The sequence below is a fragment of the Bacillus sp. TH30 genome (genome assembly GCF_016650875.1).
Classification (GTDB): Bacteria; Bacillota; Bacilli; order Bacillales; family Bacillaceae_G; genus Bacillus_A; species Bacillus_A mycoides.
In genome coordinates this window covers 3259688-3273112 of record NZ_JAEKEY010000002.1, presented here as the reverse complement: position 1 = coordinate 3273112, position 13425 = coordinate 3259688, and the positions used below count along the sequence as shown (strand labels likewise).

The 13425-nt window shown below is 37.3% G+C and carries 16 protein-coding genes; 5 read left to right on the top strand and 11 right to left on the bottom strand.

Translation table 11 applies throughout. The annotated features are described in order from the left end of the window. Positions 1 to 8 precede the first annotated feature (8 nt). Together thpR and pepV are read right to left on the bottom strand one after the other, a co-directional pair. Positions 9 to 554, bottom strand: a complete 546-nt coding sequence (gene thpR, locus JFU20_RS18980) for an RNA 2',3'-cyclic phosphodiesterase (RefSeq protein WP_002015628.1) — start codon at positions 552 to 554, stop codon at positions 9 to 11. A gap of 246 nt (positions 555 to 800) precedes the next feature. Continuing rightward, a complete protein-coding gene (pepV, locus tag JFU20_RS18975) occupies positions 801 to 2207 on the bottom strand; it encodes a dipeptidase PepV (protein ID WP_201038833.1) in 1407 nt (468 codons plus the stop codon). Positions 2208 to 2564: 357 nt separating this feature from the next. Between pepV and JFU20_RS18970 the strand changes: the two genes are divergently transcribed. After that, the gene (locus tag JFU20_RS18970; protein ID WP_000805512.1) at positions 2565 to 2786 is read left to right on the top strand and encodes a DeoR family transcriptional regulator; all 222 of its coding nucleotides are present in this window, start codon (positions 2565 to 2567) and stop codon (positions 2784 to 2786) included. An 81-nt stretch (positions 2787 to 2867) separates the two neighbouring features. On the opposite strand, the gene JFU20_RS18965 is transcribed toward JFU20_RS18970, so the two are convergent. Next, positions 2868 to 3596: a pseudouridine synthase gene (locus JFU20_RS18965; protein WP_002164946.1), complete on the bottom strand. Its 729-nt coding sequence runs from the start codon at positions 3594 to 3596 to the stop codon at positions 2868 to 2870. Between the two features lie 42 nt (positions 3597 to 3638). Then, positions 3639 to 5291: a putative polysaccharide biosynthesis protein gene (locus JFU20_RS18960; protein WP_002015631.1), complete on the bottom strand. Its 1653-nt coding sequence runs from the start codon at positions 5289 to 5291 to the stop codon at positions 3639 to 3641. Between the two features lie 283 nt (positions 5292 to 5574). Here JFU20_RS18960 and JFU20_RS18955 point away from each other — a divergent pair, with 283 nt between their 5' ends. Both JFU20_RS18955 and JFU20_RS18950 read left to right on the top strand, forming a co-directional pair. Continuing rightward, positions 5575 to 6846, top strand: a complete 1272-nt coding sequence (locus JFU20_RS18955; protein ID WP_002015633.1) for a BaiN/RdsA family NAD(P)/FAD-dependent oxidoreductase — start codon at positions 5575 to 5577, stop codon at positions 6844 to 6846. Between the two features lie 213 nt (positions 6847 to 7059). Continuing rightward, positions 7060 to 8499, top strand: coding sequence for an MDR family MFS transporter (locus JFU20_RS18950; protein WP_002164945.1), 1440 nt, complete (start codon positions 7060 to 7062; stop codon positions 8497 to 8499). Between the two features lie 40 nt (positions 8500 to 8539). Here JFU20_RS18950 and JFU20_RS18945 read toward each other — a convergent pair whose 3' ends face one another. Both JFU20_RS18945 and JFU20_RS18940 read right to left on the bottom strand, forming a co-directional pair. Next, on the bottom strand, positions 8540 to 8863 hold the full coding sequence (locus tag JFU20_RS18945; RefSeq protein WP_002015665.1) for an ArsR/SmtB family transcription factor: 324 nt from the start codon (positions 8861 to 8863) through the stop codon (positions 8540 to 8542). Next, positions 8864 to 9295, bottom strand: a complete 432-nt coding sequence (locus JFU20_RS18940) for an SRPBCC family protein (RefSeq protein ID WP_002015664.1) — start codon at positions 9293 to 9295, stop codon at positions 8864 to 8866. 424 nt (positions 9296 to 9719) lie between these two features. Between JFU20_RS18940 and JFU20_RS18935 the strand changes: the two genes are divergently transcribed. Next, positions 9720 to 9947: a DUF3973 domain-containing protein gene (locus tag JFU20_RS18935; RefSeq protein WP_002129470.1), complete on the top strand. Its 228-nt coding sequence runs from the start codon at positions 9720 to 9722 to the stop codon at positions 9945 to 9947. Positions 9948 to 9981: 34 nt separating this feature from the next. Here the strand turns inward: JFU20_RS18935 and JFU20_RS18930 are convergent, their stop codons facing one another. Continuing rightward, positions 9982 to 10164, bottom strand: coding sequence for a sporulation protein Cse60 (locus JFU20_RS18930; protein ID WP_000621751.1), 183 nt, complete (start codon positions 10162 to 10164; stop codon positions 9982 to 9984). A gap of 1 nt (position 10165) precedes the next feature. After that, positions 10166 to 10402, bottom strand: coding sequence for a DUF2553 family protein (locus JFU20_RS18925; RefSeq protein ID WP_002089059.1), 237 nt, complete (start codon positions 10400 to 10402; stop codon positions 10166 to 10168). Positions 10403 to 10682: 280 nt separating this feature from the next. On the opposite strand from JFU20_RS18925, the gene JFU20_RS18920 reads away from it, so the two are divergent. Further along, entirely contained in the window at positions 10683 to 11162 is a 480-nt protein-coding gene (locus JFU20_RS18920) for a CarD family transcriptional regulator (RefSeq protein WP_002143447.1), read from the top strand. Between the two features lie 74 nt (positions 11163 to 11236). On the opposite strand, the gene JFU20_RS18915 is transcribed toward JFU20_RS18920, so the two are convergent. Genes JFU20_RS18915 through JFU20_RS18905 form a run of 3 tightly spaced genes read right to left on the bottom strand, consistent with a single transcriptional unit; the run spans position 11237 to position 13348 of the window. After that, a complete protein-coding gene (locus JFU20_RS18915) occupies positions 11237 to 12022 on the bottom strand; it encodes a glucose 1-dehydrogenase (RefSeq protein WP_002015659.1) in 786 nt (261 codons plus the stop codon). Between the two features lie 12 nt (positions 12023 to 12034). Further along, complete coding sequence (gene glcU, locus JFU20_RS18910) at positions 12035 to 12892, bottom strand: glucose uptake protein GlcU (protein WP_002015656.1); 858 nt, start codon at positions 12890 to 12892, stop codon at positions 12035 to 12037. 33 nt (positions 12893 to 12925) lie between these two features. Beyond that, a complete protein-coding gene (locus tag JFU20_RS18905; protein WP_002089063.1) occupies positions 12926 to 13348 on the bottom strand; it encodes a DUF3888 domain-containing protein in 423 nt (140 codons plus the stop codon). Between the last annotated feature and the right edge of the window lie 77 nt (positions 13349 to 13425).

Genomic DNA, 13425 nt, shown 5'->3' with positions numbered 1-13425 from the left:
CATACATTCTATGTTTGTAGTTTTATTTCAGTAATCGATTTATACTTCGGCGTTTCCTTAACGTGGGATTCATACAAAGTAATCGTATCTGCTTGAAATGATGTTACGGGTAAATCTTTTACATTTGTCAGATCAAATACTTTTCCTCCTGCCCATTTACGCGCAACAGTAATATGTGGATGATAGGGACGTGTCTCTAGAGAGAAACCATTTTCTTCACAAATTGTATGCACTTGTTTTTGCAACTGAACCAAATCATTATTCTCACTTACCTTCGCCCAAAAAATACGTGGCTCTTCTTCTAGGCCAAACGTTGAAAATCCTTGTAACGTGAACGATAGTTCTTTTGTTTCTGTAAGCATTTGTAATCCATTCTTTATTCCTTCTAATTGTTCCTCTGTCGCACTTCCTAAAAATGAAAGTGTAATATGATAGTCTTCTTCATGTACCCACGAGCGAAATGGTAATTCATCCTTCATTTCCTCTTTATAATTAGAGAGCACTTCTTTTATATGACGTGGTAAAGTTACTGCGACAAAATAATGCGGCACCATCTACATCGTCTCCTTTATGTTATTGTTGCTTTTCTTGCTTATCTCATTCAGCTAAAAAGAAGGGAACCATCCAAAAAGTCTAACCTTTGAATAGATTTATTTTCTTCTTAGTTAAGATCGCGATAATAAATGAAATCATATCGACGTTTCGACAAGAAATATCGACTTAACAACAAAATACAACAATAAAAGCAACCTATTCCTAACAGAAAACCGTCCCAAAAAACCTTTTGGGACGGCCTCTCATTATTTCGCTAATTCATGAATTGCTTGCGCATAAATCGCTGTCGCTTTTAATAAATCTTCAATTTCAATGTACTCATCTTTTTGATGCGCAAGTTCTTCTTTTCCTGGGAATAACGGGCCAAATGCAACGCCAGCTTTCAATGAACGAGCATAAGTACCACCGCCAATTGCTAACAATTCAGCTTTTTCACCCGTTTGTTCTTCATATACACGTTGCAAAGTACGAATTAACGTATGATCTTTGTCAACGTGATGCGGGCGAGAGTTAGAATAATCCGCTACTTCAAATCCGTGAGTACCAACATATTCTTTTAACTTTGCAATCGTTTCTTCAAAGTTAGTTGTAACTGGATAGCGTACATTTAATCCTAAATTACCACCGTTTTCTTGCGAATAAGACAAGCGACCAACATTCACTGTTAACGGACCGCTAATATCATCTTTATAAGAAATACCAGCTTTTTCTCCAATAATATCACCTGTAAATGTTTCTGTTACAAACGATGCAAATGAAGCCCCTTTTCCATCAAGAGAAACCGTCGTTAAGAAGTTTGCCAATAATAAACCTGCATTTTCTCCCTTTTCTGGAGTAGATCCGTGAGCTGAAATCCCTTTAATTTGCAATGTCACCGTATTTCCTTCTACAATTGCTTTACCTATTTTTTGAGCAGTTTGTAAATACTCTTCATATGCTACTGTAAGTGCATTTACATCTTCTCCTGTAATAACTGCTTCTGCAAAATCAGGAACCATATTTAAACGACGACCTGACTCAAATGAAATAAGCTTAAATGCGCCTTCTTTCTCTTCGCCACCATTTTGCACAACTTGTATGTCAGAAATTCCTTTTTCCGCATTAATAATTGGAAAATCTGCATCCGGCGCAAAACCGATTGTTGGCATTTCTTCATTTTTAAAATAATGATCTACACACTTCCAATTACTTTCCTCATCTGTTCCTAAAATCATACGAACACGTTTTGAAAGAGGTAAGCCTAATTCTTTAACGATTTTCATCGCATAATAAGCTGCCATCGTCGGCCCTTTATCATCAATTGCACCGCGTGCAAAAATCTTCCCGTCGCGAATATCCGCACTATACGCAGGAGTTGTCCAGCCATCTCCTTCTGGTACAACATCAACGTGACAAAGAATACCTACTAATTCTTCTCCTTGTCCCATTTCAAGATGACCTGCATATCCTTCTAAATTTTTAGAAGCGAAACCTTCTGCGTATCCTTTATGTAACATGAAAGATAAGGCTTTTTCTACACCTTCACCAAATGGTGCGCCCTCTTTCGCAGATTCTTCTTCCCATACACTTTTAATTTGTAAAAATTGTTGTGTATCACGAATTAAATCATCTTTTCGTTTTGTAACTTCTTCTGTCCAATTAATCGTCGACATCGCGCATCCATCCTTCACTATATTGTCTCTTTCATCATAGCAAACGAAAATCTCTTATGCCATACATGAAAATATAATAACAAACAATTATAATATTTCAGATTTTTCTTATTAGTTTTTCTTTTATTTTCTCAAAAAAATTTGCAGGAATTTGGCGTTTTACGTAGAAATTTATGAGTTAGTTGACTGACCAAATATAAAATGTCAACTACCAATATTTTTCTATATGAATATTTGTTAAACTTTTGTAAAATTTAAGTAGATTAAAGCATGAATTTTATCATGTAGAGTACAATGGTAGTAACGACCTTCTTTCCTGAATGGGGTCAAAAAAACTAGTAGAGGAGCGGTTTTCTCTTGAAACCTACAACTACTCGTATGCTAACACGCATTAAATCGATTTATATGTACATCAATGAAAACGGTACGGTAACAACGAAAGACCTTGTAGATGAGTTCGGGATCACACCGCGAACAATACAACGTGATCTAAATGTGTTGCAGTTTAATGAACTCGTGTATAGCCCTTGCCGCGGCAAGTGGACAACGACAGGAAAGAAAGTGAGAATGACCTCATAATAAAAAATAATTGTATGTAAATAAATACATACCCCTTTCTAACTCATTGAAAGGGGTCTTTTCTATGCTCTGAAATTGGCGTTACTTTTCGTTATCTACTTGATACGTCTTTAACATCTCTACTTCTTCATCTGTTAATTCACGATATTGCCCAAGTTCTAACTCTTCATCTAACATTAAAGGTCCCATCTCTGTTCTCTTTAAATAAACTACTTTTTTCCCTACCGCTTCAAACATACGCTTCACTTGATGGAATTTTCCTTCTGTAATAACGAGTTCAATCTCAGAAATATCATCACTTTTTAAAATTGTAAGTTCGCCTGGCTTCGTTTCATAGCCATCTTCTAAAATAACACCTTTGGCGAATTCTATTACATCCTCTTCCGTTACAACGCCTGAAATGTGCGCATAATACTTTTTCGGCACATGCTTTTTCGGAGATAATAGTTGATGCGTTAACTTCCCATCATTTGTGATTAATAAGAAACCTTCTGTATCAATATCGAGCCTTCCAACAGGGAATGGATCAAAAATCGCATCTTCTAATTCTAATAAATCTATTACTGTTTCATGGTTATCATCTTCTGTCGCTGAAATAACACCTTGTGGTTTATGCATCATTAAATAAACAAACTCTTTATATTCTACAACTTCACCGTGAATCATAACCTCTTGCTCTTCTACATTCACATGAAACTTCGCATCTTTCACTGGTACTCCATCAATTTTCACAACGCCGTCTTTCAGTAATTTCTTTACTTCTTTTCTACTTCCGTGTCCCATATTCGCTAATAATTTATCTAATCTCATGTTCTTCACCTTCTTCATTTATCATAAGAAAAGGGGACGTATTTACGCCCCTTTTGATTTCAACTTTATTTTGAATCTACTACCAAGTTTACGCTGGATTTTCTCTAAAGCTTCTCCGCCAAATACTCTTTCTAGTACTCCCGTGCGAATCGCTAACAATCCGTAAACAAGGCCACCAATACCTGCACAAATCGCAACTGTAATAAGAGCACCAATACGGCCATCAGGCGAAATCACGAAGGATAGAAGCCATTGTGATAGTTTTACAGCAATAACCATTACAAGTGTTAATACTGCAATTTGGAATGTTCTCTTATATACAACACCAAATGAATAGTGTGCGTGTTTTTTGATTTGTCTATTCGTATACCATACGGAAGCTAAGAAACCGACTGCAGTAGCCAAAATCGCCCCAACTGTACCGAAATAACGAATAAAGATTACGTTACATGCAAATTTCAAAATAACACCCATCACAAGTGCAATAACCGCATGTTTCTGCTGGTTAATCCCTTGCAGAATTGCTGCTGTTACTGTGAATAAAGCGAATAACAATGCAACTGGTGCATACCACATTAATACTTGTCCACCTAGTGGGTCTGAATCGTAGAAAGCAGTGTAAATCGGATATGCAAGTGTAGAAATACCGACAACTGCTGGCAATGTTAAAAACATATTCGCCTGGAATGTTTGTGTAATTTGTAATTTCAAATAACGGTATTGCTTTTCAGTAAACGACTTTGTAATCGCTGGCACGAGCGTTAAACTAAACGCTGTTGCAAGTGATACTGGAATCATAATTAATTTATGCGTCCACATCGTGAAAATACCGAGTGCTCGCTCTGCGATATCTCCTTGACCAATCGCCTGCATAATAGAGTTAAATGTCAATGTATCAATTTGTTGATATAAAGGAATTGTTAATCCAATTACAACGTAAGGGATTGCATATGCAAACAACTCTTTAAACAATTGAGCGGTACTTACCGTCGATTCTGGTACAGTTTGCTCAATTAAATATTGATCCAAATATTTTTTACGTTTTAACCAGTACCAAATTAATACGCCAAGTGCTCCAACTGCTGAAACGAACGCAGCGAATGTCGCAACCCCAACTGCCGTTGCTACTGTACCGCCAAGTACTTTAATAACGATGAAACTACCCGCTAATAAAAAGACGATACGAATAATTTGCTCAATAATTTGTGAAACCGTAGTCGGTCCCATCGATTGGTGGCCTTGGAAATAACCACGAATCAAACTTGCTGCCGGCACAACAATAAGCGCAAAACTTACGAGGCGAATAATCGTCGTAACTTCTTCTATCTTATTTTGTAAACTTTGTTTACCAAGCATTGCTTCTGCAAATAATGGTGCGGTCATGTACAGTACTAAGAAGGAAAGAACTCCTGTTACTATCATCATAACCATTCCCGAGCGGAACATTCTCCGGCTCGTTTTATAATCTCCAAGTGCATTATATTTGGAAACAAACTTAGAAACAGCAAGCGGCACTCCTGCCGTTGCGATACTTAAAAATATCGTATATGGAATGTATCCATATGTATAGAGCGTTCCGCCTTCTGTGCCTACTAATGCATGAAACGGAAAAACGTAAATCATGCCTAAGAACTTTACTAAAAATGTCCCTAACGTCACAATAAGCGTTCCGCGCAGAAATTTTGAATCGGACATACGAAAATCCTCCTACATCTACATAAAGTGAAACTATAATTAGTGGGAGACTCCCCTCCTACTAATCATTCGAGCATTTACGGACCTTTTTAACTCCCTCTTTACTTCTCATAAATCTTAAGATAGTAGTCTTATTGCCCATAAATAGCAGGATAATGCTGAACTCTAACTTTTGTATTGTACCACAATTCTCCTCTTAAGCAGTACTTCACTCTATTTTTCTTTTAAGGGAAAACATGCTATTCTTTTAGGCAGGAAATGTAGAAAATGAGGTCGATATATTATGCATTATGATGTTATTGTCATCGGCGGCGGTCCTTCAGGGCTAATGGCTGCAATCGGTGCTGCTGAAGAAGGCGCAAGCGTCTTACTTCTTGATAAAGGAAATAAACTAGGACGTAAACTTGCGATTTCTGGTGGTGGTCGTTGTAACGTAACGAACCGTCTACCACTTGATGAAATCGTTAAACATATACCTGGAAATGGTCGCTTCTTATACAGTGCTTTTTCTATTTTCAGTAATGAAGATATTATTACATTCTTCGAAAATCTCGGTGTACAACTGAAAGAAGAGGATCATGGCCGCATGTTCCCAGTATCAAATAAAGCGCAATCTGTTGTAGATGCACTGTTAACACGATTAAAAGATTTAGGTGTGAAAATACGTACGAATACACCTGTTGAAACGATTGAATATGAAAATGGTCAAACGAAAGCAGTTGTATTACAAACAGGTGAAGTGTTAGAAACGAATCACGTCGTTATCGCTGTTGGCGGAAAATCTGTTCCTCAAACTGGTTCTACTGGAGACGGATACGCTTGGGCTGAAAAAGCTGGGCATACAATTACAGAACTTTTCCCAACAGAAGTACCAATTCTTTCAAACGAACCGTTTATTCGTGACCGCACATTACAAGGTCTTGCTTTACGAGATGTAAACTTAAGTGTATTAAACCCAAAAGGAAAAGTTATCATTTCTCATAAAATGGACATGCTTTTCACTCACTTCGGCCTATCTGGTCCTGCTGCTCTTCGCTGTAGCCAATTCGTTGTGAAAGCGATGAAAAAGTTTAAAACGAACACAGTGCACATGAGTATCGATGCATTGCCAGAAGAAAATAGTGAGCAACTGTTCCAGCGCATGCTGAAACAAATGAAAGAAGATCCGAAAAAAGGAATTAAAAACGTTTTAAAAGGCTATGTTCCTGAACGTTACTTCCTATTCTTATTAGAAAAAAATGAAATTGACGGTAGCGAACAAGCTGGACAAGTTTCTCATGAGAAGATTCGCGCACTTGTGAAAGACTTTAAAGAATTTACCGTCCATGTAAATGGTACGCAGTCAATTGAAAAAGCATTCGTTACTGGCGGAGGGGTATCCGTTAAAGAAATTAACCCGAAAGAAATGGCTTCGAAATTCACGAATGGTTTATACTTCTGCGGAGAAGTTCTTGATATTCACGGTTATACTGGCGGCTATAACATTACATCTGCCCTTGTTACTGGCCGAATTGCCGGAACAACAGCAGGACAAAATGCGAAAATGCAATACTAAAAAAAGAAACAGGGACTCCTGTTTCTTTTTTTAGTATGTTGAAATAGCAAAGCAGTACACGAAATTATATTGGCGATACTTTAAATATATCGACCGTTTCTTCAAAAATGTCCCTTCCTCCTAACTTCCCATTGCTTTTTTGTTGCTTTATATACCTTAGTACCTTTATATTTTATATTGTTGAATATTCGAAAAAGGGTAAGGGGAAAACAAATGAGAAAAAAAGTCATGATGTCTTTAATGCTAATGACGTTTCTTTCTGCGGTAGAAGGAACGATTGTTAGTACAGCGATCCCTCGTATAACGAGTGATTTGTCAGGTGTCGAACTTGTTAGTTGGGTATATGCAATCTATATGCTTGCAACAGCTGTTTCGACTCCAATATACGGAAAGCTAGCTGATTTATTCGGCCGTAAAAAAGTTCTGCTCATCGGAGCAACAATCTTCTTAATCGGTTCTGCACTTTGCGGAGTCGTTACATCAATGGAACAATTAATCTTCTTCCGTGCTCTTCAAGGTATAGGGGCTGGTGCTGTTATGCCGATCACAATGACGATTATTGGAGATCTATATAGCGAAGCGAAAGACCGCGCGAAAGCACAAGGCTGGATGAGTGCAGTTTGGGGTGTATCTGGTGTTATTGGGCCGTTAGTAGGTGGATTTTTAGTTGATTCTCTTTCTTGGCGCTATATTTTCTTCTTAAACGTTCCTTTTGGAATTATCGCTTGCTTAATGTTTGCCACTTCTTATAAGGAATCTGTTAAGTCCGCCGCTAAGCAACATATCGACTATCTTGGTGCGACAGTTTTCTCATTAAGTACAATTGCTTTACTATACGCATTATTAACAGGTAGCAGTAAGCAAAACTGGGGAGACATTTCAATTATCGGCCTATTAATCTTTGCCGCTGTTTCATTCATTATTTTCTTATACATCGAGAAAAAGTCTCCGGAGCCATTAATTCCGCTAGCACTTTTCTCTAACCGTACATTATCTACAATAAACATACTAACACTTATTGCTGGCGCAATGATTATTAGTATTACAGTGTATCTTCCAATTTGGAGCCAAGGTGTTTTAGGAAAAAATGCGACAGAGGCTGGACTCATTTTAATGCCGATTCCTGTTATGTGGACATTCGGTGCTATGTTCTCCGGTAACTTAGTTGGCAAGTTACAAACGAAACAAATTATTTTACTTGGAGCTAGCATTTTATCAGTTGCTACTTTCTTATTATTTACATTATCAACAGATTCACCATCATTCCTTATTTATGTTGCAGTCGGATTATTCGGCTTAGGAATGGGGCTTGTTACACCAATTTACATGGTAACAATTCAAGCAGCTGTACCGGCCCATACGCGCGGAACGGCAGTTGGTTTAAATACATTTATTAATACATTTAGTCAAACACTAGGAGCTGCAATCTTCGGAACGATCTTCAATACGATGATCCATGCACGTGGCATTAAAAACCTTGATCTTGTATCTGGCGGACACGGCGGAACTACAGCAAACGTGGTAACCGAGTCACAATCCGCATTAGCATCAAGTGTACACGTCATTTATATGAGCACTTTCGTATTAGCGGTATTCACATTAATTATCGCTTGGATCCTATTAAAGCCAGCTAAACAAACAAGTGAACAATAAAAAAAGGATGACCATTTTGGTCATCCTTTTTGCATAAAATCTACTCTTCATTCTCCACAATATGTTTAAGCACGGACAATTTATTATCCCAAAATCGTTCATAGTACGAGAGCCACTGCTGTAATTCCTCTAATGGTTCTGGGTGCAAACGATATATCTTCTCTCTTCCACTCTTTCTTCCACTCACTAAATTCGCTTCTGAAAGAATATGAAGGTGCTTTACAACTGCAGTACGGCTCATCGGAAAATGATCCGTTATTTTTGAAATTGGTAACTCTTTATCACTTAATAACCGTAACACTTCTCGGCGGGTTGGATCAGCAATTGCTTGAAATACATCATATTTCGCTGCTGACGAGGACACTTAACCTTCGACAACCTTTTTCAGTTTTTCATTTACAATCGCTACCCAGCCACCATTCATTCTATCGCGAATAATAGAGCTCTTCGCATTCGCTTTCGGAAGGATTTCATCAGGATGTTTCCAGCCGCCGTGAATTAACGTAAATTCTGTTTTATTATCTCCTAGGTCTTTCAAATTAAATGAAACAACCCAGCCATCTGTGTCCCATGAGAAAGATAAATAATTCGGCTCATCAATCTCTAACACTTTACATGGTGATGGTCCGAAAGGTGATTGCACATGAAACTCATGTCCTACCGCCAATTCGAAATCATTTGGCATAAACCATGACGCAATTCCTTCTGCAGTCGATACTACATTCCATACTTTTTGAATAGGCGCGTTAAAAACGATTGTTTGTTTAATATCATTTAATGTATTTTGTTGTTCCATTTTATATCTCCTTTATTCGGCATTAAAATATAACACCTTTTAGTTTCATATTAACAATATAACACCTTTTGGTTTCATGTCAAGAAAGACTCTTTTTCACTGTTGAGAAATTCTCAACATTTTTTCAACAGGACAAACACCCTCTCACCATTCCTTCATAATATACTCACAAAGGCAATGAAAAATAGAAAATTCCCTCAATATGAAACTCTATCACTCCTATTGAGAGAAGCGCCTAACTTATCTCATCTGTACTTCGTCTCTCCTCCTTCCCTCGGGGACAATACGCGAGATATGTAAAAATCAGAAGGAGTATGCCCGCCATTTGGGTAGGTAGTTATTTCTCTTCTCCTCAACATTTCCTTAGGAGCGAAATGACTACCGACCCACTTTTTCAAACAAAAATAAAAAGGAGATGAAAGCTATGTTCTATTGCATTAACTGTTCTGAAATTCACCATGAAAAACACCCGAATGATAAAGTTTTTAAAAACGGTTTTTATATTGATCCATTTTTAGGTGATCGTTATCACCTTGGTATGTGTACAGATGCCCAAAACCATGAAACAGGGGCGCCTCTTTTAGCGACAAAGAAATTAGGCACAACTCAATCTATTATGAACGTATTACCGACACATGTTGTCCCAACATAAAACATAAAAAAGAGCTGGCTCACCCAGCTCTTTTTTATGCTTTATAAACGATCATTGCTGAAAAACAATAAATTTGGTTTTCGTCATCGTTAATAGAAACACCGACTTGGTACTTAATATCTACAAAGTTACTATCATCAATTTTTTTCAAAAATACATTTACAGCGTCTTCTAAGTCTTTTTCATGACTTTCATCAAACACTTTCACACGAATCATGTTAACACCATCCTAGATCGCAGCCCTCCGCCGCTTGTTTATTGCCACGGTGCGTATCTATGATGCGATAAAACTTTCCATCTTCATATATATATCCGTCTTCTAACACATATTGTTTATCTTCAGTATAGACATAAAACTTACCTATCATAAACTTACTCGTATATAATTCCAAATAATCTTGCCTAAATTTAGCTACAACTTTATTTGTAATATCAATTCTAATTGTGCGCCCCACCTTCTCTCCCTCCCTTGCAAAGAACGGATTTAGGTATATTGTATTAGCGATTTTATATTTTATGCTTAAAAATAAGTGGATATGCCCTCTTTCTGCGCCTGTACTATTTTTCTAAAAAAATCCCCCCTATTTATTCAACTTATAAGAGCAAAAAAACAAACAAAAAAACGACTTTTATATATTGACTACAGCATATCAGATGTGATATCATATAAAATTTGACATTTTTATCCTAGTATGTTATCATTAAAAGTAGTTACCACATACGGAGGTGGATGATTTGTTTCAAATTGGTGATAAAATCGTTTATCCAATGCACGGTGCAGGAATCATCGAAGCAATTGAAGAGAAAGAAATATTAGGCACTACGCGTCAATATTGTGTTATACGCATCATTAGTAAAGATATGCAAGTAATGCTTCCGATAAATCAATTACAAAAATCAGGTATACGTTATATCGTCGATAAAGGTACTTTAGATGGTATACTTCTTGAATTTCATCATGGGGAATCAGACCCCTCACTCTCTTGGAAACAAAGATATACAATGAATATGGAAAAAATGAAGAACGGCAATCTTCAAGATAGTGCAGAAGTTGTTCGTGATTTACTTCGTCGCAATAAAGAAAGAGCATTAAATGCGAGCGAAAAACAAATGCTAGATAATGCGCGTAAAATGGTTATTAGTGAAGTTGCGCTCGTACAGAATGTTTCAGAACATCAAGCAACAGAATTTCTTCAAGATACAATCAATCATTAATTTTAAAAATAGCCGACCGCTATTTTTTTTTGCGTAAAAAAGGCCAAAGAGTTAAATCTCTTTGGCCTTTCATATTACCCACGCCCCGCTTGAAACGATGGATATAAAGTCATTCCACCATCTGCAAATAACGTAATTCCAGTTACGTAACTTGCCTCTGCTGAAGCAAGCCACGTTGCTACTGCTGCGATTTCTTCAGGTTTTCCAATGTAACCCATTGGAATCATACTTTCTACGTCGTCACGTTTTTTCGGGTCAGCAAATTTTTCAGCATTAATTGGCGTATTAATTGCACCAGGCCCAATATTATTTACCCGAATACCTTTTGGTGCATATTCTAGCGCTAACGTTTCTGTCATAAGCTTAATCCCCCCCTTACTAGCCGCATAATGCACAAATAATGGCCACGGAATTTTCTCATGAACACTAGACATATTAATAACTGAACCTTTAATATCGTGTTCCACAAAATATTTAATCGCTTCACGACTTCCTAAAAAAGCACCTGTTAAATTTGTATGAATTACTTTATTCCAATCCTCTAACGGCATTTCATGCGACGGTACCGCGTTTTCTATCCCTGCATTATTAATCATAACGTCGAGCGTACCAAACTCTTTCACAGCAGATTGAATGAGATTCACAACATCTGCCTCGACCGTCACATCACCTTTGACAGCAATCGCTTCTCCACCTACCTTTTTTATTTCTTCTAATACATCGTTCGCTTCTGACTCTCTTGAGCGATAGTTAATAACAACTTTCGCCTTCTCTTTAGCAAATCTTACTCCCATGGCTCTTCCAAGACCAGTTGCTGATCCTGTAATAACGACGACTTTCCCTTCTAAATCACTATACATTTTAATACCTCCTTAACTTTTCGCAATCCCCAGCATAATTCCAGCTGCAATGATAAAAACGATACCAATAACAATCCCAATTAATTGACGCTTCGTTTTCCTTTCACCTAATATAAAGATCCCGCCAAGCGTCGAAATAATAATTCCCATTTGTGAAAGGGAAAAGCTTGTTGCGACCCCAACTCTTGGCTGCGAAATGAATAAAAACATATTTCCAGCTGCCCAAATCAATCCTGGAAGAATATTTCGAATCGCATATTTATTGAATGGATGATGTTTAAATGTGAGTAAAATCCCGCCTAATACCATACCGACCGCTTGTGGTAATAAAGCCGACCAACCGTTCACGTTAAATAACCGGATAACTACTACGTAAACTAAATAACCGACTGTTGAAATTAATAAAATAATAATTCCTTTTTTAAAATTTCCTGCTTGCTCTGCATTCTTCTCTTCTTTACTTTGCAGCGATGTTAAAATAACCCCGATAATAATACAAACGAGCGCCAAAACTCCAAGAACGACCGATATCGTCGTTGACCATTCATGAAACACGATAACCCCAAATAATGTTGTCGCGACTAATTGAAGCCCCGTTGAAATCGGCATCGTCCTAGAAACACCCATTAAATCAATACTTTTTAATTGATTCGCTTGACCAAGTGCCCAAAATAAGCCAGATACAATTCCAACTCCAATAACGGTCGGAGTTAATACCGGCTTCATAAAAATATAAACAACAATTGAGAAGATAAGTGCACCGAACGTTGTACCGAGCGTTTGACTATACGGTCCCCCGCCCAGTTTCACGTTAAATAGCACAATACTCCCCCAAAATATAGCTGGTAAAATCGCTAAAAGTATATCCATCGCTCATTACCTTTCTCTACAAAATGTCATAGGTTATCGCTCTAAATCATTAGAGTGAGCTTTTATTTTTTCGTTTTTTCGTGCACAAATCTTTTCTACAATAGCACCAGAAACATTCTTTTCTCGCTCCACTTTCTTTATCTTTATGTGATCTAAATTGTCTTCCAAAGTAAGTGTAACTTTATCATTCGGCGGATTATGTGCCCCTTGAAATGTAAGAAATTGTATCGTAACTTCAAACCTAGGAACAAACTCATCTTTCTTGCCTAGACGCTTTATATTTGTAACTGAGTCACATTCATACTGATCTTCTGTCACTTGCCTTATAACCGAGTAATATCGATTCAGTAACGCACTTTCTAAAAGCTGTTCCGTCGATTCTTTTGCCAAAGAATTGCTTGGAGAAAAGAAAAAAACAGAACATATCATTGCAATCATTACACATATCTTTTTCATAACTTCCTCCTTTTCCTATAAGATAGTGTTCTCCAAAATGCCATAAAAAAACGACTTTCCCTATTTAGGAAAGTCGT

What these genes read in the sequence shown, in the direction of transcription:
- thpR (WP_002015628.1), bottom strand. Translation starts at nt 554, where the DNA reads ATGGTGCCGCATTATTTTGTCGCAGTAACTTTACCACGTCATATAAAA.
- pepV (WP_201038833.1), bottom strand. Translation starts at nt 2,207, where the DNA reads ATGTCGACGATTAATTGGACAGAAGAAGTTACAAAACGAAAAGATGAT.
- JFU20_RS18965 (WP_002164946.1), bottom strand. Translation starts at nt 3,596, where the DNA reads ATGAGATTAGATAAATTATTAGCGAATATGGGACACGGAAGTAGAAAA.
- JFU20_RS18960 (WP_002015631.1), bottom strand. Translation starts at nt 5,291, where the DNA reads ATGTCCGATTCAAAATTTCTGCGCGGAACGCTTATTGTGACGTTAGGG.
- JFU20_RS18955 (WP_002015633.1), top strand. Translation starts at nt 5,575, where the DNA reads ATGCATTATGATGTTATTGTCATCGGCGGCGGTCCTTCAGGGCTAATG.
- JFU20_RS18950 (WP_002164945.1), top strand. Translation starts at nt 7,060, where the DNA reads ATGAGAAAAAAAGTCATGATGTCTTTAATGCTAATGACGTTTCTTTCT.
- JFU20_RS18940 (WP_002015664.1), bottom strand. Translation starts at nt 9,295, where the DNA reads ATGGAACAACAAAATACATTAAATGATATTAAACAAACAATCGTTTTT.
- JFU20_RS18935 (WP_002129470.1), top strand. Translation starts at nt 9,720, where the DNA reads ATGTTCTATTGCATTAACTGTTCTGAAATTCACCATGAAAAACACCCG.
- JFU20_RS18930 (WP_000621751.1), bottom strand. Translation starts at nt 10,164, where the DNA reads ATGATTCGTGTGAAAGTGTTTGATGAAAGTCATGAAAAAGACTTAGAA.
- JFU20_RS18915 (WP_002015659.1), bottom strand. Translation starts at nt 12,022, where the DNA reads ATGTATAGTGATTTAGAAGGGAAAGTCGTCGTTATTACAGGATCAGCA.
- glcU (WP_002015656.1), bottom strand. Translation starts at nt 12,892, where the DNA reads ATGGATATACTTTTAGCGATTTTACCAGCTATATTTTGGGGGAGTATT.
- JFU20_RS18905 (WP_002089063.1), bottom strand. Translation starts at nt 13,348, where the DNA reads ATGAAAAAGATATGTGTAATGATTGCAATGATATGTTCTGTTTTTTTC.